Origin of the sequence: Stutzerimonas chloritidismutans (assembly GCF_038562055.1) — a bacterium.
Classification (GTDB): domain Bacteria; phylum Pseudomonadota; class Gammaproteobacteria; order Pseudomonadales; family Pseudomonadaceae; genus Stutzerimonas; species Stutzerimonas chloritidismutans_A.
Genome location: NZ_JBCFXD010000008.1, coordinates 106185 through 131145 on the forward strand (window position 1 = coordinate 106185; position 24961 = coordinate 131145).

Here is a 24961-nt window from a genome sequence, read left to right on the forward strand (position 1 = left end):
TCAACACGCGATAACCAGGCTGCTGGGGCGACCATAGTGCTGATCCCGGCGCACGCCGCGGCGACCGACTATCGGCTACAGCGCGGGCGGCAGGCCATTTTCGGCACTTTGGTCGCGCTCGGAAAACACCGACTCAATGAAGGACACCCTCGGATGCTCACGACCTATCGCACCCCCATCCGGCCCGAGTGGGTCGACTACAACAATCACCTGCGCGACGCTTTCTATCTGCTGATCTTCAGCTTCGCCACGGATGCGCTGATGGATCGGATAGGCCTCGACCAGGCCGGGCGTGAGCGCAGCGGGCACACGCTGTATACCCTCGAGTGCCACCTGAACTACCTGGCCGAGGTCAAGCTGGGGGCGGAGGTAGAGGTGCGCACGCAGCTGCTGAATCACGACCGCAAGCGGCTGCAGGTGTACCACGGTCTTTATCGGGTCGGTGAGGACGGCCTGCTGGCGGCCAATGAGCAAATGCTGATCAACATCGATCGACAGGTAGGTCGCTCGGCGCCATTCGACGCGGCGGTGCTGGCACAGCTGCAGGCTTTGCAAGAGGCGCAGCAGGACTTGCCCAGGCCCATTCACATCGGTCGGGTCATCGGCTTGCCTGGATGAGGGCGGGAGAGGGCGGCCGGGCGCACACGGCACATAGGTCTCAGCCGCACGGAGACGCTGACGCTGGAGTCAGCAAAAAGGGGGAGCCCAAAGGCTCCCCAAAGTGCTCAACATCAGCGTCCTGCAGGCCGACCCGCAGGACGAATAACGGCTGGTGACGGATCAGGCAGCGCTGAACATCTTGTGCGGGTCGATGACGAATTTCTTCGGCACGCCAGCATCGAACTCGCCGTAGCCCTGGGGCGCCTGGTCCAAGCTGATCACCTGTACGCCCACCACTTCGGCGATGTTGATGCGGTCCCACATGATCGCCTGCATCAGGGCGCGGTTGTACTTCATCACCGGGGTCTGGCCGGTGTGGAAACTGTGCGACTTGGCCCAGCCGAGACCGAAGCGGATGCTCAGGCTGCCCATCTTGGCGGCGACGTCCACGGCGCCCGGATCTTCGGTGACGTAGAGACCGGGAATACCGATCTTGCCCGCCACGCGCACCACGCCCATCAGCGAGTTGAGCACGGTAGCCGGAGCCTCGTGCTTGGCGCCTTCATGGCCATGGCCACGGGCCTCGAAGCCCACGCAGTCAACTGCGCAATCGACTTCCGGCTCGCCCAGCAGGGCGGCGATCTGCTCGTGCAGCGGAGTATCCAGCGACAGGTCGGCAATCTCGAAACCCTGCGCCTTGGCGTGGGCCAGGCGGGCCGGGTTGAGGTCGCCGACGATGACCACCGCAGCGCCCAGCAGGCGCGCCGAGGCGGCAGCCGCCAGACCGACCGGGCCGGCGCCGGCGATGTACACCGAGCTGCCTGGGCCGACACCGGCGGTGACCGCACCGTGGTAGCCGGTGGGCAGGATGTCCGACAGGCAGGTCAGGTCGCGGATCTTTTCCATCGCCTTGTCACGGTTGGGCAGCTTGAGCAGGTTGAAGTCGGCATAGGGGACCAGCACGTATTCGGCCTGGCCACCGGTCCAGTCGCCCATGTCGACGTAGCCGTAGGCGCCGCCGGCTCGCGCTGGGTTGACAGTCAGGCAGACGCCGGTGTGCTGCTCCTTACAGGAACGGCAACGGCCGCAGGCGACGTTGAACGGCACCGAGACCAGGTCGCCGATCTGCAGGTGCTCTACATCGCTGCCTTTCTCGATGACTTCCCCGGTGATCTCGTGACCGAGCACCAGGCCGACCTGAGCGGTGGTCCGGCCGCGCACCATGTGCTGGTCCGAGCCGCAAATGTTGGTGGAAACGACGCGCAGGATCACTCCGTGCTCGATCTTGCGCCCGCGGGGGTCCTGCATTTTCGGATAGTCGATTTTCTGGACTTCGACCTTGCCTGCGCCGAGGTAAACGACGCCACGATTGTCAGCCATCTGCCTTTCTCCTTTGTTTTTGTGAATACAAGGCGCGACGGGAGGCCGCGCGGGCTTGTAGTGGAGCTATGAAATTGCGACCGGGACCTACAGCACCACCGTTCGGTTGGCGTGCAGGAATACCCGGCGTTCGAGGAAATAGCCGACCGCCTTGGCCAGGGTCAGGCATTCGATGTCGCGGCCCTTGGCGATCAGGTCTTCGGGATAGTGGGTGTGGTCCACCGGCTCGACGCCCTGGGCAATGATTGGCCCTTCGTCGAGGTCGTTGTTGATGAAGTGCGCGGTGGCGCCGACCAGCTTGACGCCTTTCTGGTAGGCCTGATGGTAGGGCTTGGCGCCCTTGAAGCCGGGCAGCAACGAGTGGTGGATGTTGATGGCGCGACCATCGAGCGTGCGGCACAGCTCGGGCGAGAGCACCTGCATGTAGCGGGCGAGCACCACAAGCTCCGCGCCGCTGTCCTCGATCACCTGCAGCACCTGACGCTCCTGCGCCGGCTTGTCACGCGGATCGAGCGGGAAGTGGTGATAGGGAATGCCGTGCCAGCGCGCCAGGGGTTCGAGATCCGGGTGGTTGGAGACGACCGCAGCGATCTCCATCGGCAGCTGGCCGATGCGCTGGCGGTACAGCAGATCGTTCAGGCAGTGATCGGACTTGGACACCATGATCACCACCTTGGCCCGATAGCCCGGCGGTGTCAGCTCGGTGTGCATCCCGAAGGGCGTGACTCGCTCGATCAAGCCCATGCGGAACTGCGATTCGTCGAACCCTTCAGGCGCTCGAAACTCGACGCGAATGAAGAATCGATTGACCAGACGATCATCGAAACTGTGGTGCTCGGTGACGTAGCAGCCCTGTTCGAAGAGGTAGCGGGTCACCACATCGACGGTGCCGAGCAGGCTCGGGCTGTGTGCGGTAAGGATCCAGGTGTCGGGCGTGCGGCTCATGGTTATCTCCCAAGCGGGGCGGGCATCGGTGGGCGTGTGGCTCACGCGTCAGCCGTCCCTTTCTGGTTGGCCGGGGTGGACGAACGCGTCGGCCACCCCAAGGACATCACGCCTCGATCGCCATCCCGTACTCGGCGCTGGCATCCTGCAGCCAGAGCCAGATGTAGTCGGCGAAGCTGCGGCGCACCACCAGTTCCCAGACATCTTCCGCGGTATGCCGGATCACCAGCTGGCTCTTGGCGAAATGAGTGCCCACGGCCTTGCCCACCGGGAAGTTGCTCGGATGCACGTCGTAGGGCGTCGACTTCATCAGCAGCTCGCGGGCCTTTTCGCCGGAGAGTTCGAGCAGGGTTTGCCCGCCGCTGACATTGACCACCTGGATGTGCTGGCCGGCCAGCGCCTCGCGCAGGCGCTGTTCGGTGGCGAATTCCTCGCCTTGCGGGACGATCAGCAGCCATTCGTCCGGGCCCATCCACTGCAGCGAGGTCTCGCCGTTGGCCACCAGCGTCAGCGCGACAGGGAGTTCCAGTCCGAGCGCCTGGTTAACGCCTTTGACGAAAGCCGGGTCGTGAGCATCGCCGCGCAAGGTCAGGTGCCCGCGCAGCTTCTTTTCCCGCAGGCGAATGCCGGCGCCAGCACGGCCCTTGCCGACCAGCTCTTTCAGGCCGGCATGGTGCAACGGCGATTGCCCCTGGATGTTGTCCGGGCGTTGTTTGTACACGTTCACTGCGGTCATGGTTTACCTGCCTGGCGCCGTGCGGCGCCGTAGAATTCCGGGTGTACCGAGCGTGAGGCCGGCGCGCCAGCCTCACGTTCACCTCACACGTTCTGCCGCTCGCCTTTCGGGTCGTAGAACACCGAGCTGACGATCTCGGCCTCGATCACGCTGCCATCGACCAGCGGCGCGTAGACCCGCTCGCCGATGCGCTTGAGGCCGCCCTTGACCAGCGCCATGGCGAAGGAATAGCCCATGGCCGCGCTCATGTAGCTGGAGGTCACGTGGCCCACCATGGTCATCGGGATGGGTTGCTTGGGATCGAATACCAGCTGCGCGCCCTCGGGCAGTACCTTCTTCGGATCCACCGGCTTCAGGCCGACCAGCTGCTTGCGGTTTTCCTTGAGGCAATCCTCACGGTTCATGCCACGCCAGCCGATCCAGGAGAACGGCTTGGTACGGCCGACACACCAGCCCATGTTCAGATCGTCCGGGGTCACCGACCCATCGGTGTCCTGGCCAACGATGATGAAGCCCTTCTCGGCGCGCAGGACGTGCATGGTCTCGGTGCCGTAGGGCGTCAGGCCATGCTTCTTGCCCGCCTCGATGACCTGCTCCCACACATCCAACGCATAGTCGGCCTGGACGTTGACTTCGTAGCTCAGCTCACCGGTGAAGGAGATGCGGAACACCCGTGCCGGCACGCCGCCTACCTTGCCTTCCTTCCAGGTCATGAAGGGGAAGGCTTCCTTGTCCAGGTCGATGTCGGTGACCTCAGCCAGCAGCTTGCGGCTGTTGGGGCCGGTCAGCGTCATGGTTGCCCAGTGATCGGTGACCGAGGTGAAGTACACCTTCAGCTCCGGCCACTCGGTCTGGTGGTAGATCTCCAGCCACTCCATCACCCGTGCAGCACCGCCAGTGGTGGTGGTCATCAGGAAGTGGTTGTCGGCCAGGCAAGCGGTCACGCCGTCGTCGAAGACCATGCCGTCTTCCTTGCACATCAGGCCGTAACGCGCCTTGCCCACATCCAGCTTGGTCCAGGCGTTGGTGTAGACGCGGTTGAGGAATTCACGGGCGTCCGGACCCTGGATGTCGATCTTGCCGAGGGTTGAGGCGTCGAGGATGCCCACCGCGTTGCGCACGGCCAGACACTCACGGGCCACGGCGGCGTGCAGATCTTCGCCCTTCTTGGGGAAGTACCAGGGACGCTTCCACTGGCCGACGTCCTCGAATTCGGCGCCATTCTTGAGGTGCCAGGCCTGCATGGCGGTGTAACGCTTGGGCTCGAACAGCTCGTAGGTGTGAGGACCGGCGACCGCACCGAAGGTAATCGGCGTGTAGTTCGGCCGGAACATCGTGGTGCCCATCTCGGCGATGCTGATGCCCATTGAATGGGCGGCAATGGCCAGGCCATTGATGTTGCCTAGCTTGCCCTGGTCAGTACCGAAGCCCAGTGCGGTGTAGCGCTTGACGTGCTCGACCGACTCGAAACCTTCGCGAGTAGCGATCTTGATGCCGGCCGCGGTGACATCGTTCTGCAGGTCGACGAACTGCTTGGGCGCACGTTCGGTGGGCTTGTCGTGTGGGACCTGGAACAGCGCGACGCTGGCTTCCTCGACGCGTTGCTCGGCCTGCGGCACGCTGCCGCTGACTGCCTTGAAGCCGGTCTCGGCAGCCGCTGTGGCGCCCGCTTCGAAGCCGTCGGCGAGTGCATCGCCAAGGGCGAACACGCCATTTACCGCGCCAGCGCAGGTGCGCTGCTGGAAGCCTTCGCCCGGCACGAAGGCCAGCAGGTCTTCACGCCAGACAGGACGACCGCCAAGGTGCGAGGCCAGATGGACCACCGGGCTGTAACCGCCGGAGCTGGCGATCAGGTCGCAATCGACCACCTCACCCTGGCTGACGACCTTGTGGCTGGCCAGGTCGATGGCGCAGATGCGCGCCCCGGTGACCCGCTTGCTGCCACGCGCCTCGACCACTGCACTGCCAGCGAGAATGCGAACGCCGCGACGCCGCGCTTCCTCGACCCAGGCACCACGCGGGTTGCTGCGAGCATCGGCCACAGCAGCCACCTGTTGGCCAGCGTCCAGCCAGTCGAGCACCGCCCGGTAGGCGTAGTCGTTGTTGGTCGACAGCACCAGCTGGCGGCCGGGTATCACGCCGTAGCGGCGCACGTAGGTGGAGACCGCATCGGCGAGCATGTTGCCGGGCACGTCGTTGTTCGAATACACCAGCGGACGCTCGTGAGCACCCGTGGCCAGCACGACGCGCTTGGCTCTGACGCGGTGCATGCGCTGACGAATCATCCGTTGGCCCAAGGCACCCTTGGGCGCGACTTCACCGAGGTGGTCGGTCAAACGCTGATGAATGGTCAGGAAATTGTGGTCGTGGTAGCCGTTCACGGTGGAGCGTGGCAGCAGCGTCACTTCCGGCATTTTTTCCAGTTCGGCAATCACGCTGGCAGCCCATTCGGCGGCTGGCTTGCCGTCCAGGGTCTCGCGGGTGGCGAGCAAGCTGCCGCCGAACTCTTCCTGCTCGTCGGCCAGGATCACGCGGGCGCCACTGCGACCGGCGGCCAATGCGGCTGCCAGTCCAGCCGGGCCCGCACCGACTACCAAGACATCGCAATGCTGGTTCAGGTGATCGTAGCGGTCAGGATCGTTCTCCGTGGGTGCGCGGCCCAGACCGGCGGCTTTACGAATGTACTTCTCGTAGGTCAGCCAGAGGTTCTGCGGGTACATGAAGGTCTTGTAGTAGAACCCGGGCGGCATCATCCCGCCGCCGACCTTGCCGAGAATGCCCATCAGGTCGGTGTTCACGCTCGGCCAGCCGTTCACGCTGCTGGCGGTCAGGCCTGGGTACAGCGCCTGCTGGGTGGCACGGATGTTCGGAATCTGCGCCGCTTCGGTGCTACCGACCTGCAGCACGGCATTGGGCTCTTCGGACCCAGCGGCAACGATGCCGCGCGGACGCGAGTACTTGAAGCTGCGGCCGACCACGTCGACGCCGTTGGCCAGCAAGGCGGCAGCCAGGCTGTCACCGGCGTAGCCCTGATAGGTCTCGCCATTGAAGGTGAAGGTCAGGGGCCGGTTACGGTCGATGCGGCCGCCCTGGGAAAGACGATTGACCTGGCTCATGCCTTTACTCCTTGCTCAGCAGCCTTCTTCGAGGCGAGCGATGCCTCGGTCACGCTGGGCTGTTCGCCGATCTTGTAGGTCTCGAGAATTGCGTAGCTCACCGTATGACGGGTGACGTTGAAGTACTGTCGGCACCCGGAGGCGTGGATCCACAGTTCGTGGTGGATGCCGCGCGGGTTGTCGCGGAAGAACAGGTACTCGCCCCATTCCTCATCGGTGCAGGCGTTCGGGTCCAGCGGGCGGGGGATGTGGGCCTGGCCGCCCGCGTGGAACTCTTCTTCGGAGCGCAATTCGCCACAGTGAGGGCAGAAAATATGCAGCATGGTCGGGTACCTCCAGAAAACCTACATCCCTCCGCCGTCGGCGGAGGGGCACAAAATCAGTGTGCGACCCCAGCCGCGCCGTGCTCGTCGATCAGTGCGCCGTTGTAGAAACGCTCGATCGAGAAGGCCTTGGCCAACGGGTGCATTTCGCCCTTGGCCAGGCTGGCGGCAAAGACGTGACCCGACCCCGGTGTGGCTTTGAAGCCGCCGGTACCCCAGCCGCAGTTGAAGAACAGGTTCTTCACCGGGGTCTTGGCGATGATCGGGCAGGCGTCCGGAGTGGTGTCGACGATGCCGCCCCACTGGCGGTTCATGCGCACCCGCGAGAGGATCGGGAACATCTCGACGATCGCCTGCAGGGTGTGCTCGATGGTGGGGTAGGAACCCCGCTGGCCGTAGCCGACGTAGCTGTCGATGCCGGCGCCGATGACCAGATCGCCCTTGTCCGACTGGCTGATGTAGCCGTGCACGGCGTTGGACATGATCACGGTATCGATGATCGGCTTGATCGGCTCGGAGACCAGCGCCTGCAGCGGGTGCGACTCGAGCGGCAGGCGGAAACCGGCCAGCTTGGCCATGTGCCCGGAGTTACCGGCCGTGACCACGCCGACGCGCTTGCCGCCGATGAAGCCCTTGTTGGTTTCCACCCCGATGCACACGCCGTTTTCCTTGCGGAAGCCGATCACTTCGGTCTGCTGGATCAGGTCGACCCCCAGGGCGTCGGCGGCGCGGGCATAGCCCCAGGCCACTGCGTCGTGACGGGCGACGCCGCCGCGGCGCTGCAGCGAGGCACCGAGGATCGGATAACGGGTGTTCTTCGAGCAGTCCAGGTAAGGGATCATCTCCGCCACCTGCTTGGTATCGACCACTTCACCGTCGATGCCGTTGAGGCGGTTGGCGCTGACCCGGCGCTCGATGTCGCGCATGTCCTGCAGGGTATGACCGAGGTTGAACACGCCGCGCTGGGAAAACATCACGTTGTAGTTGATGTCCTGGGACAGGCCTTCCCACAGCTTCATCGCGTGTTCGTAGAGGCGTGCCGATTCGTCCCACAGGTAGTTGGACCGCACGATGGTGGTGTTGCGCGCGGTGTTGCCACCGCCCAACCAGCCTTTCTCGATAACGGCGACGTTCTTGACGCCGAACTGCTTCGCCAGGTAGTACGCAGTGGCCAGACCATGGCCGCCACCGCCGACGATAACCACATCGTAGACCGGCTTGGGCTTTGGGTTACGCCACATGCGCTGCCAGTTTTCGTGGTGGCTGAATGAGTGCTTGAGCAGGCCGAAGCCGGAATAACGTTGCATGTCGAATGCTCCTGGAAAAACGACCGCCTCGAAGCGGTTTTGCGACTCGTAGCGGGGTCACCCCCTCAGCGATCCACCAACAACTGGCGGTGGAAGGCAGCAGCGCCTTCCACCTTACGAATCAGCGGTACACCGGATAGTCGGCGCACAGCCCCGCGACCTGGCGAGCCACCTGAGCCTCGACGTCGTCATCACCGAGGTGATCGAGGATGTCGCAGATCCAGCCGGCGAGTTCGACGCTCTGGTCTTCCTTGAGTCCGCGGGTGGTGATGGCCGGCGTGCCGATCCGCAGCCCGGATGTGACGAAGGGTGATTGCGGGTCGTTGGGTACGGCGTTCTTGTTGACGGTGATGCCGGTGCGCCCGAGGGCCGCGTCCGCATCCTTGCCGGTGATGCCCTGCTTGATCAGGCTGACCAGGAACAGGTGGTTGTCGGTGCCGCCCGAGACCACGTCGTAGCCGCGCTCGATGAACACCTTGGCCATGGCCTTGGCGTTGTTGATGACCTGCTGTTGGTACTCCTTGAACTCAGGTTCCAGGGCTTCCTTGAAGCACACGGCCTTGGCCGCGATGACGTGCATCAGCGGGCCGCCCTGGGCGCCCGGGAAGACCGCAGCGTTGAGCTTCTTCTCGATGTCCGGGTTGGACTTGGCCAGGATCAGGCCGCCACGCGGGCCGCGCAGCGTCTTGTGCGTGGTGGTGGTGACCACGTCGGCAAACGGAATCGGGTTCGGGTACAGGCCGGCCGCGACCAGGCCCGCCACGTGCGCCATGTCGACGAACAGCAGCGCCCCGACCTTGTCGGCGATGGCGCGGAAACGCGGGAAATCCAGGGTCTTCGAGTAGGCCGAGAAGCCGGCCACGATCATCTTCGGCTTGCTCTCAACCGCCAGGCGCTCGACCTCGTCGTAGTCGATCAGGCCGGTGTCGGTGTCGATGCCGTACTGCACGGCGTTGTACAGCTTGCCGGACGAGCTGACCTTGGCGCCGTGGGTCAGGTGGCCGCCATGGGCCAGGCTCATGCCGAGAATGGTGTCGCCAGCGTTGAGCAGCGCCAGGTAGACGGCGCTGTTGGCCGAGGAGCCCGAATGCGGCTGGACGTTGGCGAAATCGGCGCCGAACAGCTCTTTGGCGCGATCGATGGCCAGCTGCTCGACCTTGTCGACGTGCTCGCAACCACCGTAGTAACGCTTGCCCGGATAGCCTTCGGCGTACTTGTTGGTCAGCCCGCTGCCCTGGGCCTGCATCACGCGCTTGCTGGTGTAGTTCTCCGAGGCGATCAGTTCGATGTGATGTTCCTGACGCGCTTCCTCGGCATCTATCGCCGCCAGAAGTACGTCGTCATAGCCCTGGATTTTGTCTTGCTTGCTGAACATCGCGGATCTCCTAAAGGCGCAACGGCGCCATTCGCCTCGGTGAAGGCCTTGGTGTGTCTGGATGCGATGGTAGGGCTGGGCCTTGGTGGGAAGATGCCTGCCTGCGTCTTGCGGGAGTTCGTTTGCGACATGCTGTCGTCGCTCTCGGAAATCTCGCGCAAGTGATCGGTCGCGCGCGCCGGCTGGCCGTTTGCTCGCGCCGATTCCGCAGTGCAGAAGTCGCTTGTGCGTAGGGCTAGGTGCGATAACCCAGGGGCAACTAGGGTCGCGACGGTGCGGGGATGAGGTGTCAGAGGGGGCTGATTGCGAGGTGATGCGCTGGCTATGGCCGGCGAATCAGTCAGTCGAACAGGTCGCTTCTCTGAGCGACCCACGGGATGAACCAGCGCTACGCGGCCTGTTGATTGCGGCGTAACGGTTGGGATGGGTGGCGCTGGGGATGCTGCGCGGGCGACTGGCTCCGCCCGCGCAGCCCTGGCTCAGTAATCGATGACCACGTCGCCCTGTGGCACGCTGCAGCAGGACAGGATGTAGCCCTCGGCCACGTCCTCATCGGTGATGCCGCCGTTGTGCTCCATGACCACCTCGCCGGAGGTCTTCATAACCTTACAGGTACCGCAGATGCCCATGCCGCAGGCCTTGGGAATGTGCAGGCCGAGCTGCGCAGCCGCTGAGTGGACGGTGTCGCGCGGGCCGACGCGAATGCTCTTGCCGGTCGCGGTGAACTCCACCTGATTGAGGTCGGCAAGCGGTACATCGGGCGCCTCGGCTGCCTGTTCGGCCAGTTCCTTGACGTCTTCACGCACGTCTGCCGGCGTCGCACCGAACGACTCCTCGTGATAGTGCTGCATGTCGAAGCCGTTGGCCTGCAGCAGTCGCTTGACCGCGTTCATGTACGGGGTCGGTCCGCAGCAGAATATTTCCCGGTCGGCGAAATCCGGTGCGATCAGCTCCAGCATGCGCTGGTCGAGGTAGCCGCGATAACCGGCCCAGGCCTCGCCCATGCCGTGCTTCTCGCAAATGATGTGCAGGCTGAAGTTGTTGACCCGCGAAGCCATGTGCTCCAGCTCGCGGTGAAAGATGATGTCCTTCGGCGAGCGTGCACTGTGGACGAACACCATGTCGACGTTGGCGTTGGTGTCGAAGTACCAGCGCGCCATCGACATGACCGGCGTGATGCCCACACCGCCGGACAGGAACAAAATTTTCTCACTAGGGAAATCGATGGCGTTGAACAACCCGACGGGGCCGTGCACCGGCAGCTGGTCACCCTCGCTTAAGTTGTCGTGCAGCCAGTTGGATACCTTACCGCCAGGGATGCGCTTGATCGTCACCGAGAAGCTGTAAGGCACCGAGGGTGAGCTGGCGATGGTGTAGGAACGCATCACCTGCTGCCCGTCTATTTCAAGCTCCAGGGTCACGAACTGGCCCGGCTTGAAAAAGTACATGATGGGTTGATCGGACATAAAACAGAAGGTACGGACATCCCAGGTTTCCTGGATCACCTTCACGCAGCGCACCAGATGGCGGCCGTTGGTCCATGTCTGGGTATTGACCGGATTGAGGAAATTACTGGACATGCTCACCTCGATTGCGCGCTGCTACATCGACCCGTTGGGCCCCTTTTCCGGGACTGCGACTCCACGCCGCATAGCCCTTATGGCACAGAATTGTGCGTAACGCGCCGCGGCGTCACTTACCTACCCGCGACATCGGCATGCTTATCGCGACCAGCCCGATGTCATGGGCGTTTGCGCGTCGGAAACGGATGCGCGCCTGTCGCCCATGGATAAGGTTTGCCTGTTGCGCCGCGACACACTCGGTCCCAGCCGAGCAGGGGGGTGATTCGCTGGAGCCGCTTCTCTATTTGACGGCGCTGATGCCGTCCGGCTCGCCGCCTTGCGTCGTAACCGAATAGCCACTTTTGTCGCCAGCCACAGACGCCTGCAAGGCGCGGCCGGCTTGAGGAGCAACCGATGGATGTCACTTCCAACCTGAGCCTGGGCGATCCACTCGAAGCCGCGCGCAAAGCCACGGCCGAGATGTTGCAGGCACGCGAGCCGAATTTTTCTCTGGCGCAACCGTTCTATAGCGATGAACGCCTGTTCCAGATCGACATGCAGGAGATTTTCCATAAGGAATGGTTGATCGCCGGCATGACCTGCGAAATACCTACCAAGGGCAACTTCCTGACGTTACAGATCGGCACTAACCCGATTCTGGTTATCCGCGGTGCAGAAGGTGCGGTGCACGCATTCCATAACGTCTGTCGCCATCGCGGTTCCCGCCTGTGCACCAGCGACAAGGGCAAGGTTGCCAAGCTGGTCTGCCCCTATCATCAGTGGACCTACGAGCTTGACGGTCGACTGCTGTTCGCCGGCACCGAGATGGGCGCTGACTTCGATCTCAATCAGTACGGGTTGAAGCCGGTGCAGTGCAAGACGGCTGGCGGCTACATCTTCATCTCCCTGGCCGAGAACCCGCCAGCGATCGACGACTTCCTGGCCACCCTGTCGCATTACATGGAACCGTACGACATGGAGAACACCAAGGTGGCGGTGCAGAGCACCCTGGTGGAAAAGGCCAACTGGAAACTGGTGCTGGAAAACAACCGCGAGTGTTACCACTGCAACGGTGCGCACCCGGAGTTGCTCAATACCCTGCTGGAATGGGACGACGTCACCGATCCACGGGCCAGCCAGGCGTTCAAGGATCACGTTGCCGATTCTGCGGCTAAGTGGGACGCGGAGAAGATTCCCTATGCCCACGCCAGCTTTGGCCTGCGTAACCGCATCGTGCGCATGCCGTTGCTTAAGGGCACGGTCTCGATGACCATGGACGGCAAGCAAGGCAGCAAGAAACTCATGGGCCGCATCCAGAACCCCGATCTCGGCTCCATGCGTATCCTCCATCTGCCGCACTCCTGGAACCACTGCATGGGCGATCACGTGATCGTCTTTACCGTGTGGCCGATCAGTGCGCAGGAGACGATGGTGACCACCAAGTGGATCGTCCACAAGGACGCGGTCGAGGGTGTCGACTACGACGTGGCGCGCCTGCGTCAGGTGTGGGATGCGACCAACGACCAGGACCGTCGCCTTGCGGAAGAGAACCAGCGCGGGATCAACTCGACGGCCTATCAGCCCGGTCCTTACTCGAAGACCTACGAGTTCGGTGTGGTCAACTTCATCGACTGGTACAGCGAGCGCATGCTGAACAACCTCGGCGCCGAGCCTGCGAGCTACCTGAAGCAGATCAACGAGTAAGCGCCGGCGTCATCCGGTGGCGTGCCTGCGTGCGCAGGCGGGTGCGCCACCAGTACTTCCTGGCTTGCGATGAGATTCATCTCACCGATTTGAACAGAAGGTCGCCAGCGGCATGCGCTGGGCTATGGGAACGCCGGACCGAGCCCAAACCGGCGTTTCCCAGCGCCAGAGCGCTGCCAGTGCGAGGTGGTGTACGGTCAGTCCGCCAGTTCGTAGCGGTCCCGACCGTTTCGCTTGGCACGCAGCAGTGCCACATCGGCGCGGTTGATGGCGCTGGAGTAGTTTTCATCGGGGCGCAGCTGCGCCATGCCCAGGCTCACCGTTACCGACAGCGAGTCGTCATTGATCCGTACCCGCAACTTGGCGACGGCTTCACGCAACCGCTCCATTACCCGCACTGCGCTTTCGGTCGAGGTCTCCGGCATCAGCAGGAGAAATTCTTCGCCACCCCAGCGGCCGCAGAGGTCATGCTCGCGGATCTCGGCTTCCATCACCCGCACCACTTCCATCAGCACATTGTCACCGACCTCATGGCCGTGGTCGTCATTGATGGCCTTGAAGCGGTCGATGTCGACCATGACCACGCACAGCGGCCGTGAATAACGTTTCGCCCGTTCGGTCTCTTCGCGCAGTCGCTCGGTCAGTAAGCGGCGGTTGGCGATGCCGGTGAGGGCGTCATGGGTGGAGGCTTCTTTCAATGCGATGTTCAGGTCACGCAACATCGTCTGATAACGATCTGAAATGCGTGCGACTTTTTCCAGCTGTCGCAGCTGCTTGTCGAAACGGGCCGAAAGGGTCATCTCGCGGTCGCGGACGATGCTCTGGTAACCGTCGGAGACCCGGGCGATGCGCTCGATGCGGTTAAGCAGGCTGTGGTGCGCCTCCCACAGCTGACCCAACGTTTCATACAGTGGATGGCCTTGGTTCTCGGGGTCGGACAGCGACTCCAAAACCTGACTTTCCAGCGGATTCTGCCCGCGCATAAGAACCTTCTAATCGTGGCTGAGGATCATGAATGGAAAGGTGCAGTCTTCCTTGAACTCTTCGGCCAGCTCTACCACACGTTCGTTGCGACGGTCGTAGTGCCAGTTGACGGCCACTGCCTTGCCTTCCTGATAGGCCGCTTCGAGCAGATCGAAGATATCCATCACAGCTTTGATGCTGCTGGTGTTGAGGTAGAGCAGGTGCAGTTCCAGGCGCAACGGCCGGCCGGCTTCGGCCAGGTAGCGTTCGATCCACTCGATGACCTGATGGAAAAGCTCGTAGGAGTTTTCCGGGTAGGAGTCGCCTTGCATGGCGAGCACGCCATTTTCCCAGTCGGACTGAATGGCGGGCGATGACTGGCTGCCGGCAATGGAGAAATCATTCATGTGCAGTTGGCTCTTGTAAGTCAGATGACGGCGCTCAGGCTGATGAACGAGCGGCCGTTGGCGACGGTTTGCAGCGATGCTTTCAGCGGTTCGCTGGATTTGCGGGCGATGTCGATCAGGCCGAGTCCTGCACCGCTGACAGTGTTGTCTTCGCGCGGTTTGCGCAATTGTTCCTTGTAACGAGCTTTGAGCTGCGCCTTGTCCAGGCGTGCCAGCTCTTCAATGGTGGCGATCAGCGCTTCGCCGTCCGCGGTCTCGATCAGGTTGCCGGCGGATACCACGTAGCGCCCGTCGGCATCGTTGCGGGCGACCACGACTGTCGCGCCGGCCTCCTGATCCGCCCAGTTACGCACCTTGGCGTAATGGCGGATGTTCTGGGTCATCTCGATGTACACGGCAAACACATCCATCGCCGACGACGGGTTGGCATGATCGGCCGCGAGGTAGTTACGCAGCGCGTTGCCGATTTCCTCGATCAGGCTGCGCGAGATCGGGCCGTTGAAGCACAGCATGATCTGCTGTCGGTTGTAGCTTTCGCGCATGGCGAACAGGTCAAGGGTTTCCATGGGGCAACTCGACTCCGGTGAATGGCGCTCAATCGAAACGGAAACACAACATCGTGATGTCGTCACGCTGGGGATAATCGCCCTGGTATTCGTCCAGGGTGGCTTTGAACGCCGCCCCCTGTTCGTTCATCGGCAGGCGGGCATGACGCAGAATCATATCGGCGAAGCGGCTATTGCCGAAACCATAACCGAGCTCGCCACCCGCCTGGTCAAGGAAACCGTCGGTAGCCAGGTAGAAGGTGCGGCCTGCCTTCAGCTCGACCTCGGCATTCGCGTACTCGCCTACGCGTCGGTCGCCAATGGCGCGGCGTCCCGCCGGCAGCTCCTCGAGGCTTTCCCCGTCACTGTAGTAGAGCGCAATCTTGGCGCCAGCGTAGACCACCAGGCGGCGCTCGAAGTCGACGTAGGCGAGGCCGACGTCCATGTTGGTGGCGAGTGCCTGTTGGGTCGTGTCGTCGCGCAGCATCCTGCGCACGATGCCGTCAGTGCGCGCAAGAATAGCTGCCGGGTCGTGCAGGCCCGCATCGGCGATGGCTTGCTCAATGGCGGCGTGGGCGAGCATGGTCATCAGCGCGCCGGGCACCCCGTGGCCGGCGCAGTCGACCACGCCGAGCAGGCAGCCTTGTTCGGTGGCGCGATAGACGTAGAAGTCGCCGCCAACCACGTCGCGGGGATGCCAGAGCACCGCGTGGCGCTCATCGAGGTCGGCCACCAACTGACGCTTGGGCAGGATGGCGTGCTGGATCAGGCTGGCGTAATCGATCGAGTCCTCGATTTTCTTGTGCGCGGCGGCCATGTCGCGGTTGGCCTGCTGCAGTTCACGTGTGCGTTCGTCGACGCGGCTTTCCAGTTCGCTGGTATGGCTATGGATTTTGAGCGCCATGCTGCGGAACGCAGTGCTGAGCTCGCCGATCTCGTCGTCTCGATCACTCGGCAGCGGCGCGTTGTAGTGGCCGGCAGCAATCGCCTGAGCGCTCTTGCGCAGTTGCCGCAACGGGCTGAGTACGCGACGGTCGACCAGCCAGGCGCTGCCCGCGATCAGCAGCAGCAACAGCAACAATACGGCACCCAGCGCAGGCACCAGGGGCCTCAGTTCGATCACCTGGGCTGTTCTCAGGTCCACGGCGCTGGCGACGAACCATTGCAGTTCCGGAATCCAGGTCAGCGCCAGCAGGCGTGGCTCGCCATCGAGACTCGCCTTCAAAGCGGTCGTCTCGCCAGGATGTTCGCGGCTGTAGCGCATCGCTTGTCGCAGTGCCGTGGCCTGGTCGATATCGTCGAGCAGGCCAAGCAGGCTGGTGGACAGCGAGCGGCCCTGGGAGGTGTCGGCGTTAAGGGTAACCAGGTTCTGGTTAGGGTGGACCAGGATTGAGCCGTGGCTGTCGAGGACCATCGACTCGACGCCGGTTTTGTCTTCTTCGATGAACTGGGTTACGAACGCCTTGAGGCTGATGCCGGAGCCGACGATGCCGAGCGGGCGCTCACCATCACGGACCACGATGTTGAACCAGATTTTCAGGTCGCCAGTGACGGCCGAGCGGTCGACATTGAGATGGTAGGGCGCGTCCGAGCGCAGGGTGACGTAGAACCACTCATCTTCTGGCGCGTCGGGTTTCATTTCATAGCGAGGCGCCTCGCTGGGAGGTTGCTGGTCGCCGTTGGAGTAGTAGCGGTTGCTCGCTGCGGACGCCGCAAAGTAGGAATGGTCACTCAGCGCGCGCTGATAACCGGCCGCTTCTAGGAAGAACAAAGCACGCTTGGCCGGATCGTTCTCATCGAGCAGCCAGGCACGGGTGATTTGAGATTCGGCAAGGCGTTGTGCCAAGGCCAATTCGCGAGTGACTGGTGCGAACAGCCGTTCGCGGTTGAGCTGAACCACATTGCGCGCATAGGCTTCGCCAAAACGATTTTGCACGCCCTGCAACGCTTCACGGCCCACCAGTACGGCGATGCCGATTGCAAGCAGGAAGGTCAATAGCAACGCCAGCAGTGACTTGCCGCGTATTCCCAGTGCTGCCATGGTGATCCCGACTTCCCTTGCGATTGCTGCCTGACATCCAAGTGTCGTGCCAAGCGTCGAAAACCGGGATTATCCGGTATCAGGCCAGTTGCCACCAGAGGCGCTTCGCCACACAAAAACGGAGCCTATCGGCTCCGCTATGGTTTGCTACTGGGCAAGTTTCTTGTATTTCACCCGATGCGGCTGAGAAGCTGCATCGCCGAGGCGCTTCTTGCGGTCGGCTTCGTACTCGGTGTAGTTGCCTTCGAAGAACACGATGCTGCCGTCATCTTCGTAGGAGAGGATGTGCGTGGCGACACGGTCGAGGAACCAGCGATCGTGGGAGATCACAATCGCCGCGCCAGGGAAGTCCAACAAGGCTTCTTCCAGCGAGCGCAGCGTTTCCACATCGAGGTCGTTGGAAGGTTCGTCTAGCAGCAGAACGTTGGCGCCTTCCTTCAGCGTCAGCGCCAGGTGCAGACGGCCGCGCTCACCACCAGAGAGGTCCTTGACGAACTTCTGCTGGTCGCCGCCCTTGAAGTTGAAGCGCCCCACATAGGTGCGCGACGGCACTTCATAGTTGCCGATGCGGATCATGTCGGCGCCGTCGGACACCGCTTCCCACACGGACTTGCTGCCATCGAGATCGTCGCGGCTCTGGTCGACGCAGGCCACCTGCACCGTATCGCCGATCTCGATGCTGCCTGAATCCGGCTGCTCCTTGCCCATGATCATGCGGAACAAAGTCGACTTGCCTGCGCCGTTACCGCCGATCACGCCGACAATGGCGCCCTTGGGCATGCTGAACGACAGGTCGTCGATCAGTACACGGTCGCCGTAGCCCTTGGTCACGTTCTTGAAGTCGATGACCTTGTCACCCAGGCGCGGGCCGGCCGGGATGTAGATCTCGTTGGTCTCGCTGCGCTTCTGAAATTCCTGCGACTGCAGTTCCTCGAAGCGCTGCAGGCGGGCCTTGGACTTGGCCTGGCGGGCCTTGGCGCCCTTGCGGACCCACTCCAGCTCTTCCTTCATGGCTTTTTCGTGGGCCGACTGCTGCTTGGATTCCTGCGCCAGGCGGTTGGATTTTGCTTCCAGCCAGCCGGAGTAGTTGCCCTCGTAGGGGATGCCCTGGCCACGGTCGAGTTCGAGAATCCAGCCGGCGACATTGTCGAGGAAATAGCGGTCGTGAGTGATTGCAACCACGGTGCCGGTGAAATCGTGAAGGAAGTGCTCCAGCCAGGCCACCGAGTCGGCGTCCAGGTGGTTGGTGGGCTCGTCCAGCAGCAGCATGTCCGGCGCCGACAGCAGCAGTCGGCACAGCGCCACACGGCGCTTCTCACCACCTGACAGGTGCTCGACCTTGGCGTCCCACGGCGGCAGGCGCAGGGCGTCGGCGGCGACTTCCAGCTGGCGCTCGAGATTGTGGCCATCGCTGGCCTGCAGGATCGCTTCGAGCTTGGCCTGCTCGGCGGCCAGCTTGTCGAAATCGGCATCGGGCTCGGCGTAGGCGGCGTAGACCTCGTCCAGGCGCGCCTGGGCATCCTTGATGCTGCTGACGGCTTCCTCGACGACTTCGCGAACCGTCTTGTTCGGGTCCAGTTCCGGCTCCTGCGGCAGGTAGCCGACATTCAGCTCGGGCATCGCCCGCGCTTCGCCGTCGAACTCCTTGTCGACCCCGGCCATGATCTTCAACAGGGTGGACTTGCCCGAGCCGTTGAGACCGAGCACGCCGATCTTGGCGCCCGGGAAGAACGACAGGGAAATGTTCTTGAGGATTTCACGCTTCGGCGGAACGACTTTGCCGAGCCGATGCATGGTGTAGACGTATTGAGCCATGGAGACGAGTGCCCGTGACGAAGGAAAAAGTGAGGCGAATCCCGCCGCCGTGGGCGGGTCGAACCGGACTGGCAAAGCTACCGTAATGCACCAGGCAGGGCAAACCGGAGGCGTCGATTCGATGCTGGCGCTTTGATAGCTCTCAAGGCATTCTTGGCCCCGTTCGGGCGCCGGTTCGACCCAGCGCTCATTGCTATGCCACTCGGGACTCTCAACGTTTGGTCGATCGACACTCATCAGCGTCAGCCCGCCTCGATAGGCTTGCACGGGGAATCGCTACCGCGTGTGCGCGACTCTTAATGCCACGACGCCTGCGCGTCCATTGGCAACTGTTGCGTTATTCGGCAACGGCCCTCGGGGCGATTGAGGAGCGGATTCTGATCAGCGACTTCGGTGGCCGCCTGCAGTTTCTCAACAGCCAGGCTGAGGCAATGTTCGGCCTGAATAGCCGAGAGGCTCCGCGTTATCGTTTGCAGGAACTGCTGCCGAATCTGGATCCCCTGGCGTTCGATGCGGCCAATTCGACCGTTGATCTGTGTCTTGAGGCGGTGCGACTGCTCCAGGAGGGGGAAAACCATCTCTTTTCGATCACGCGCCGAGCTTTGCGGTTGGCCGGTGAGGTGGAGCCGTCCGGCTTTGTCTGGGTCATGCGTGATATCACCCGTGAGCGGGCGGCGCAGACGGCACTGGCTGAGCGTGAGCGCTTCTGGTCAGAGGTGCTGCGGGCGGTGCCCGACACGCTTTACGTGCAGGACCTGGAGGCCGGTAAGTTGCTCTTCAGCAACAGCAACCTGGCCACGCGGCTGGGCTACAGCGAAGAGGAGCGCGGCGAGGACAGCAATCTGTTCTGGCAGCGCATCAGTCACCCGGACGATCAGGAATATATCTGGAGGCTGCTGGCCCTTCGCGGTTCGATGGTTGACGGCGTGGCTCAGGAGTCGTTGTTGCGCTGGCGCCACCGTGACGGCAAATGGCATTGGTTCAATGTGACGGAACAGGTCCTGACACGTGATGACCAGGGGCGGGTACGGCGCTTGATCGGCGTGGCGCGAGACGTTACCGCGAACATGGACCACAGCCATTCGCTGCGTGACAGCGAGCGCCGCTACCGGATGCTCGCCGGCAGCCTGCGCGATGTGATCTTCACTACAGACAGTTCCTTGCGCATCGACTACATCAGCCCTTCGATCCAAACGGTGCTTGGCTACAGCCCGGAGTGGGCGGCGCGTCATGGACTGGAGACGGTTGTGACCAAGCCCCGTCAGGCGGCGCGCTTCTATGATCTGATGCGGCAGGTGCGCGATGCGTCGACCAGCCCCGTTGAGCTGGCCAAGCTTGGACAGGTTTTACAGACGCAAACGCTGTATTTCGATTGCCGCGCAGCCGATGGCCGCCCAGTGGCGATCGAGCTGAGGATCATGCTGATCTCCGACGAGAACAACCGGTTCGACGGAACGCTCTGCATCGGCCGGGATGTCAGCGAACAGCGGCAAGCCGACACCGCATTGCGCCGCGCCGCAACTGTATTCGACCATTCCACGGCGGCCATCGTCGTCACCGACCCCGCGGGCAAGATCGCTCAGGTCAATGCGGCGTTCGTACGGATCACCGGGTTCAGCGGTGATGAGGTAAAAGGCAAGCTGCCGATGGCGTTCAGCGCCGACCGGCAGCAGGCCAACCAGATGGATTACGTGCACAGCCAGGTCCTCCAGGCCGGTAGTTGGGAAGGGGAGTTCTGGCTCAAGCGCAAAGGTGGGGAGACTTACCCGTGCTGGATCGGCATTACCGCCGTTCGCGATGATGAAAATGAGCTGGTTAGCTACGTGTGCTTTTTCAGTGACATGAGCGAGCGCAAAGCCAGCGAAAAGCGGATTCACCGGCTTGCCTATTACGACGGGCTGACCCAGCTGCCCAATCGCACGCTGTTTCAAGACCGTCTGCACAGTAGCCTGCAACTGGCCGCCCGGCGCGGAGGCTGGGTGGTGCTGATGTTTCTCGATCTGGATCGCTTCAAGCCGATTAACGACTCGCTTGGCCATGCCGCCGGTGATCGCATGCTCAAGGAGGTCGCGGTGCGTCTGGCCTCATGCGTAGATGAAGACGATACCGTGGCGCGCATGGGCGGCGATGAGTTCACATTTCTGCTGCACCCTGGCGGAGATCGTGATGAAGCACTGAGCCGGGCCATTCATGTGGCTGAACGAATCCTGGCCAGTCTTGCCGCCCCCTTCGTGCTGTCTGGTCGCGAGTTCTTTGTCACTGCCAGCATTGGCATCGCCCTCAGCCCACAGGATGGCAGCGACATCAGTCAGCTGATGAAAAATGCCGATACCGCGATGTACCACGCCAAAGAACGCGGCAAAAACAACTTCCAGTTCTACCAGGCCGAGATGAATGCCAGCGCACTGGAACGTCTGGAGCTGGAAAGCGATTTGCGCCACGCCCTCGAACAGCAACAGTTCGTGCTGCACTACCAACCACAGTACCTGGCCGACGGCCACACGCTGACCGGCGTCGAGGCATTGCTGCGCTGGCAGCATCCGTCGCGAGGTCTGGTGCCGCCCGGCGAGTTCATGCCGGCGCTGGAAGAGCTGGGGCTGATTGTCGAGGTAGGCGACTGGGTCATCGACGAAGCCTGCCGACAGATCGGCAGTTGGCAGCGGGAGGGTGTGGTGGTGCCAAAGGTGTCGGTGAACCTTTCTGCCCGTCAGTTTGCCGATGGGCAGCTGGGCCAGCGAATCGCCGGGATCCTCGCCGCCAGCGAAATTGAACCGAGCCGACTGGAGCTGGAGCTGACCGAAAGCATTCTGATGCAGGATGTCGGCAGCGCGATGCGCATGCTCGATGCGCTCAAGCAACTCGGCCCATCGATTGCCATCGACGATTTCGGCACCGGTTACTCGTCATTGAATTACCTCAAGCAATTTCCCATCGATGTGCTGAAAATCGACCGCAGCTTCGTCGATGGTCTTCCCGAAGGCGAGCAGGACGGGCAGATCGCCCGGGCGATCATTGCCATGGCGCACAGTCTCAGCCTGTCGGTGATCGCTGAGGGCGTCGAAACCCAGGCGCAGCTGGATTTTCTCCGTGAGCATGGCTGCGACGAGGTGCAGGGCTTCTATCTGGGACGGCCAGTTTCAGCGGCGGTGTTGAACGAATCGGTTTCTAACTGCCGGCGGCGGGCTGCTTGTGGTCAGCTCGAGCCAGGTCAATTGCTGTAGCGGTGCGACGAGCTGCATCGTCGAGTTGCTTGCAGCTTGTCTCATGTTGCAGATGACCACGCCTCATACCCGCACTCCGGCGGATAGGGTAGAATCCGCGCCTCTTTATTACCGCCAGCTGATTCTCAGAGGACTGCCATGTTCAGCCGTGATTTGACCCTCGCCCGTTTCGACGCCGATCTCTTCGCTGCCATGGAGCAGGAAGCCAAGCGTCAGGAAGACCACATCGAGCTGATCGCCTCGGAGAACTACACCAGCCCGGCGGTGATGGAAGCCCAGGGTTCGGTGCTGACCAACAAGTACGCCGAAGGCTATCCGGGCAAGCGCTACTACGGTGGGTGCGAGTACGTCGACGTGGTTGAACAGCTGGCCATCGACCGCGCCAAGGAGCTGTTCGGCGCCGATTACGCCAACGTCCAGCCGCATGCCGGTTCGCAAGCCAACAGCGCCGTCTACCTGGCCCTGCTGAACGCCGGTGACACCATTCTCGGCATGAGCCTGGCCCACGGCGGTCACCTGACCCACGGCGCCAGCGTGTCGTCCTCGGGCAAGCTGTACAACGCCGTGCAGTACGGCATCAACGACCAGGGCCTGATCGACTACGACGAAGTCGAGCGCCTGGCCCTCGAGCACAAGCCAAAGATGGTCGTCGCCGGTTTCTCTGCCTACTCGCAGAAATTGGATTTCGCCCGCTTCCGCGAAATCGCCGACAAGGTGGGTGCCTACCTGTTCGTCGACATGGCTCACGTGGCCGGTCTGGTTGCCGCTGGTGTCTATCCGAACCCGGTGCCGTTCGCCGACGTCGTCACCACCACCACTCACAAGACCCTGCGTGGCCCGCGTGGTGGCCTGATCCTGGCCCGCGCCAATGCCGAGATCGAGAAGAAGCTGAACTCTGCTGTGTTCCCAGGCGCCCAGGGCGGCCCGCTGGAGCACGTCATCGCAGCCAAGGCCGTGTGCTTCAAGGAAGCGCTGCAGCCTGAATTCAAGGCCTACCAGCAGCAGGTGGTGAAGAATGCCCAGGCCATGGCCGAGGTGTTCATCCAGCGCGGCTTTGACGTGGTTTCGGGCGGCACGCAGAATCACCTGTTCCTGCTCAGCCTGATCAAGCAGGACATCACCGGTAAGGACGCGGATGCCGCGCTGGGCAACGCGCACATCACCGTGAACAAGAACAGCGTGCCGAACGACCCGCGTTCGCCGTTCGTGACATCCGGTCTGCGCATTGGTACCCCAGCCGTGACCACCCGAGGCTTCGGCGAGACCGAGTGCCGTGACCTGGCAGGCTGGATCTGCGACATCCTCGACAAGATGGGCGACGAGTCGGTCATCGAAGCGGTTCGTGGCAAGGTCGAAGCAGTCTGCGCCAAGTTCCCGGTTTACGGTCAGTAATACGCTTCATGCAGTAGCGAAAGCCCGGCCTTGGCCGGGCTTTTTCGTTTCAGCGAGGAGACACCCGCGCTACGGGGCGTCAAGGCCAAGTGCCATCTGGTACTGTGCCTGGTATGTCGTCTGGGTTAAGTTTCCCTACGTTTCGCCCAGGTCCGGGTCATCGGAGAGCTTCGATGCAGCTCAAACACAAGATCGCCGCGCTCAGCATCCTGCCACTGCTCCTGGCCGTGGCGGTGGTCTGCGCACTGGTGCTGTTCCAGAACCAGCGTCTCGGCGAGCAGCAGGCGAAGCTGATCGAAAGCAGCATCCTGGCGAGCAAGCAGGCCGAGCTGAAGAACTACGTCGAAATGGCCTTGAGCACCATTGCGCCGCTCTACGACAGCAAACTGGATGATGAAGAGACCAAACGGAAGGTGCTGGCCGCGCTGGGACGCTTCAGTTTCGGCAGCGATGGCTATTTCTTCGTCTACGACCGCAGCGGACGCAACTTGATGCACCCGCGCCAGCAGGAGCTGGTCGGCAAGGATCTCTGGAACATGACCGACCCTAACGGTCTCAAGGTGATCCAGGCGCTCATGCAGAGCGCCGAGACGGGCACGGGATTCCAACGCTACGCCTGGCAAAAACCCTCGACCGGACAGTTCGCCGCGAAGCTGGCCTATGTGGTGATGCTCGAGCGCTGGGGCTGGATGCTGGGGACCGGCATTTATCTTGAGGATGTGGATCAGGCGATCCTGCAGGTACGCGGAGAGGTCGCCAGCGGTATCTACACCACCATGCTGGCCATCGCCGGCGTCGCCCTCGTTGCGGTGTTGCTGGTCTTCGCCAGCGGCCTGACGCTCAACGTCAGCGAGCGGCGCCTCGCCGACCGCAAGCTGCAGTTGCTGACCCAGCGCATCGTCAGCTTGCAGGAAGAAGAACGTTCACGCGTTTCCCGAGAGTTGCATGACGGCATCAGTCAGCTGCTGGTGTCGATCAAGTTTCAGTTCGAACTGGCCAGTCATGAACTCGCCAGCGGAAATCCCAATGCGCAGGCAACGCTGGATCGCGGCACCGAGCGGCTGGCCGGGGCGATTGGCGAGGTGCGGCGCATCTCCCATGATCTACATCCGTCTTTGCTCGACACCTTGGGCTTGTCGGCAGCGGTTGGCCAGCTTGTGGCAGAGTTCGAACAGCGCAGCGGCCTGAAAATGCTATACAGCAACGGCCTCGGTGAGAGCGATCCTGACGATTCGGTGGCTGTTGCGCTGTTCCGCGTGTTGCAGGAAGCGCTGGCCAACATCGAGCGCCACGCCGCCGCACAGTCAGTGCACATCAGTCTGGACGGCGATGATGCGTCGGTACGCTTGCGGGTGCGGGACGATGGCGTCGGCTTCAACCCGCGCCATCTCGACAGCATCAAGGGAGGCGGCATCGGTTTGCGTAACATCCGCGAACGGGTGGAGCACTTCGGTGGACGTTTCAGCCTGTTGTCTGAGTCCGGAGGCACGGAACTGGATGTCACCTTGCCGGCACGGGCCGGCTGAATA

The 24961-nt window shown here is 62.5% G+C and carries 17 protein-coding genes and 1 pseudogene; 5 read left to right on the forward strand and 13 right to left on the reverse strand.

Going from position 1 to position 24961, the window contains the following annotated elements; all coding sequences use genetic code 11:
* The first annotated feature begins 153 nt into the window (after positions 1 to 153).
* On the forward strand, positions 154 to 618 hold the full coding sequence (locus AAGW23_RS13860; RefSeq protein WP_342407004.1) for a thioesterase family protein: 465 nt from the start codon (positions 154 to 156) through the stop codon (positions 616 to 618).
* Positions 619 to 780: 162 nt separating this feature from the next.
* Here AAGW23_RS13860 and fdhA read toward each other — a convergent pair whose 3' ends face one another.
* The 8 genes from fdhA to gbcB form a co-directional block, all read right to left on the reverse strand.
* A complete protein-coding gene (fdhA, locus tag AAGW23_RS13865; protein WP_342407005.1) occupies positions 781 to 1980 on the reverse strand; it encodes a formaldehyde dehydrogenase, glutathione-independent in 1200 nt (399 codons plus the stop codon).
* An 87-nt stretch (positions 1981 to 2067) separates the two neighbouring features.
* Positions 2068 to 2925: a formyltetrahydrofolate deformylase gene (gene purU / locus AAGW23_RS13870; protein WP_342407006.1), complete on the reverse strand. Its 858-nt coding sequence runs from the start codon at positions 2923 to 2925 to the stop codon at positions 2068 to 2070.
* 106 nt (positions 2926 to 3031) lie between these two features.
* Positions 3032 to 3661, reverse strand: coding sequence for a sarcosine oxidase subunit gamma (locus AAGW23_RS13875; protein ID WP_342407007.1), 630 nt, complete (start codon positions 3659 to 3661; stop codon positions 3032 to 3034).
* 83 nt (positions 3662 to 3744) lie between these two features.
* Positions 3745 to 6777: a sarcosine oxidase subunit alpha gene (locus AAGW23_RS13880; protein WP_342407008.1), complete on the reverse strand. Its 3033-nt coding sequence runs from the start codon at positions 6775 to 6777 to the stop codon at positions 3745 to 3747.
* Positions 6774 to 7100: a sarcosine oxidase subunit delta gene (locus AAGW23_RS13885; RefSeq protein WP_342407009.1), complete on the reverse strand. Its 327-nt coding sequence runs from the start codon at positions 7098 to 7100 to the stop codon at positions 6774 to 6776. The genes AAGW23_RS13880 and AAGW23_RS13885 overlap by 4 nt, the downstream gene beginning before the upstream one ends.
* A 56-nt stretch (positions 7101 to 7156) precedes the next feature.
* The gene (locus tag AAGW23_RS13890; RefSeq protein WP_342407010.1) at positions 7157 to 8407 is read right to left on the reverse strand and encodes a sarcosine oxidase subunit beta family protein; all 1251 of its coding nucleotides are present in this window, start codon (positions 8405 to 8407) and stop codon (positions 7157 to 7159) included.
* Positions 8408 to 8528: 121 nt separating this feature from the next.
* Positions 8529 to 9782, reverse strand: coding sequence for a serine hydroxymethyltransferase (glyA, locus tag AAGW23_RS13895; RefSeq protein WP_342407011.1), 1254 nt, complete (start codon positions 9780 to 9782; stop codon positions 8529 to 8531).
* 479 nt (positions 9783 to 10261) lie between these two features.
* Positions 10262 to 11362, reverse strand: coding sequence for a glycine-betaine demethylase subunit GbcB (gbcB, locus tag AAGW23_RS13900; RefSeq protein WP_342407012.1), 1101 nt, complete (start codon positions 11360 to 11362; stop codon positions 10262 to 10264).
* A gap of 396 nt (positions 11363 to 11758) precedes the next feature.
* Between gbcB and gbcA the strand changes: the two genes are divergently transcribed.
* Entirely contained in the window at positions 11759 to 13048 is a 1290-nt protein-coding gene (gbcA, locus tag AAGW23_RS13905) for a glycine-betaine demethylase subunit GbcA (protein WP_342407013.1), read from the forward strand.
* 197 nt (positions 13049 to 13245) lie between these two features.
* Here the strand turns inward: gbcA and siaD are convergent, their stop codons facing one another.
* The 5 genes from siaD to ettA form a co-directional block, all read right to left on the reverse strand.
* Positions 13246 to 14031, reverse strand: a complete 786-nt coding sequence (gene siaD / locus AAGW23_RS13910; RefSeq protein ID WP_342407014.1) for a biofilm regulation diguanylate cyclase SiaD — start codon at positions 14029 to 14031, stop codon at positions 13246 to 13248.
* A gap of 9 nt (positions 14032 to 14040) precedes the next feature.
* A complete protein-coding gene (gene siaC, locus AAGW23_RS13915; protein ID WP_342407015.1) occupies positions 14041 to 14418 on the reverse strand; it encodes a biofilm regulation phosphoprotein SiaC in 378 nt (125 codons plus the stop codon).
* A gap of 20 nt (positions 14419 to 14438) precedes the next feature.
* Positions 14439 to 14984, reverse strand: coding sequence for a biofilm regulation protein kinase SiaB (gene siaB / locus AAGW23_RS13920; protein ID WP_342407016.1), 546 nt, complete (start codon positions 14982 to 14984; stop codon positions 14439 to 14441).
* Between the two features lie 28 nt (positions 14985 to 15012).
* Positions 15013 to 17004, reverse strand: a complete 1992-nt coding sequence (gene siaA, locus AAGW23_RS13925; protein ID WP_342407017.1) for a biofilm regulation protein phosphatase SiaA — start codon at positions 17002 to 17004, stop codon at positions 15013 to 15015.
* 147 nt (positions 17005 to 17151) lie between these two features.
* Positions 17152 to 18819, reverse strand: coding sequence for an energy-dependent translational throttle protein EttA (gene ettA, locus AAGW23_RS13930; RefSeq protein WP_342407018.1), 1668 nt, complete (start codon positions 18817 to 18819; stop codon positions 17152 to 17154).
* A gap of 566 nt (positions 18820 to 19385) precedes the next feature.
* On the opposite strand from ettA, the pseudogene AAGW23_RS13935 reads away from it, so the two are divergent.
* From AAGW23_RS13935 to AAGW23_RS13945, 3 genes and pseudogenes are all read left to right on the forward strand, one after another.
* Positions 19386 to 22040: pseudogene (locus tag AAGW23_RS13935) on the forward strand (sensor domain-containing protein); the annotation flags it as partial.
* A gap of 138 nt (positions 22041 to 22178) precedes the next feature.
* On the forward strand, positions 22179 to 23432 hold the full coding sequence (gene glyA, locus AAGW23_RS13940) for a serine hydroxymethyltransferase (protein WP_342407020.1): 1254 nt from the start codon (positions 22179 to 22181) through the stop codon (positions 23430 to 23432).
* A gap of 173 nt (positions 23433 to 23605) precedes the next feature.
* Complete coding sequence (locus AAGW23_RS13945; protein ID WP_159969028.1) at positions 23606 to 24958, forward strand: cache domain-containing protein; 1353 nt, start codon at positions 23606 to 23608, stop codon at positions 24956 to 24958.
* The last annotated feature ends 3 nt before the right edge of the window (positions 24959 to 24961 follow it).

Coding starts and splice junctions, on each gene's coding strand:
- siaB (WP_342407016.1), bottom strand. CDS start 14,984: ATGGAAACCCTTGACCTGTTCGCCATGCGCGAAAGCTACAACCGACAG.
- fdhA (WP_342407005.1), bottom strand. CDS start 1,980: ATGGCTGACAATCGTGGCGTCGTTTACCTCGGCGCAGGCAAGGTCGAA.
- AAGW23_RS13880 (WP_342407008.1), bottom strand. CDS start 6,777: ATGAGCCAGGTCAATCGTCTTTCCCAGGGCGGCCGCATCGACCGTAAC.
- siaD (WP_342407014.1), bottom strand. CDS start 14,031: ATGCGCGGGCAGAATCCGCTGGAAAGTCAGGTTTTGGAGTCGCTGTCC.
- AAGW23_RS13875 (WP_342407007.1), bottom strand. CDS start 3,661: ATGACCGCAGTGAACGTGTACAAACAACGCCCGGACAACATCCAGGGG.
- gbcA (WP_342407013.1), top strand. CDS start 11,759: ATGGATGTCACTTCCAACCTGAGCCTGGGCGATCCACTCGAAGCCGCG.
- siaA (WP_342407017.1), bottom strand. CDS start 17,004: ATGGCAGCACTGGGAATACGCGGCAAGTCACTGCTGGCGTTGCTATTG.
- AAGW23_RS13945 (WP_159969028.1), top strand. CDS start 23,606: ATGCAGCTCAAACACAAGATCGCCGCGCTCAGCATCCTGCCACTGCTC.
- ettA (WP_342407018.1), bottom strand. CDS start 18,819: ATGGCTCAATACGTCTACACCATGCATCGGCTCGGCAAAGTCGTTCCG.
- glyA (WP_342407020.1), top strand. CDS start 22,179: ATGTTCAGCCGTGATTTGACCCTCGCCCGTTTCGACGCCGATCTCTTC.
- AAGW23_RS13890 (WP_342407010.1), bottom strand. CDS start 8,407: ATGCAACGTTATTCCGGCTTCGGCCTGCTCAAGCACTCATTCAGCCAC.
- glyA (WP_342407011.1), bottom strand. CDS start 9,782: ATGTTCAGCAAGCAAGACAAAATCCAGGGCTATGACGACGTACTTCTG.
- gbcB (WP_342407012.1), bottom strand. CDS start 11,362: ATGTCCAGTAATTTCCTCAATCCGGTCAATACCCAGACATGGACCAAC.
- AAGW23_RS13885 (WP_342407009.1), bottom strand. CDS start 7,100: ATGCTGCATATTTTCTGCCCTCACTGTGGCGAATTGCGCTCCGAAGAA.
- AAGW23_RS13860 (WP_342407004.1), top strand. CDS start 154: ATGCTCACGACCTATCGCACCCCCATCCGGCCCGAGTGGGTCGACTAC.
- purU (WP_342407006.1), bottom strand. CDS start 2,925: ATGAGCCGCACGCCCGACACCTGGATCCTTACCGCACACAGCCCGAGC.
- siaC (WP_342407015.1), bottom strand. CDS start 14,418: ATGAATGATTTCTCCATTGCCGGCAGCCAGTCATCGCCCGCCATTCAG.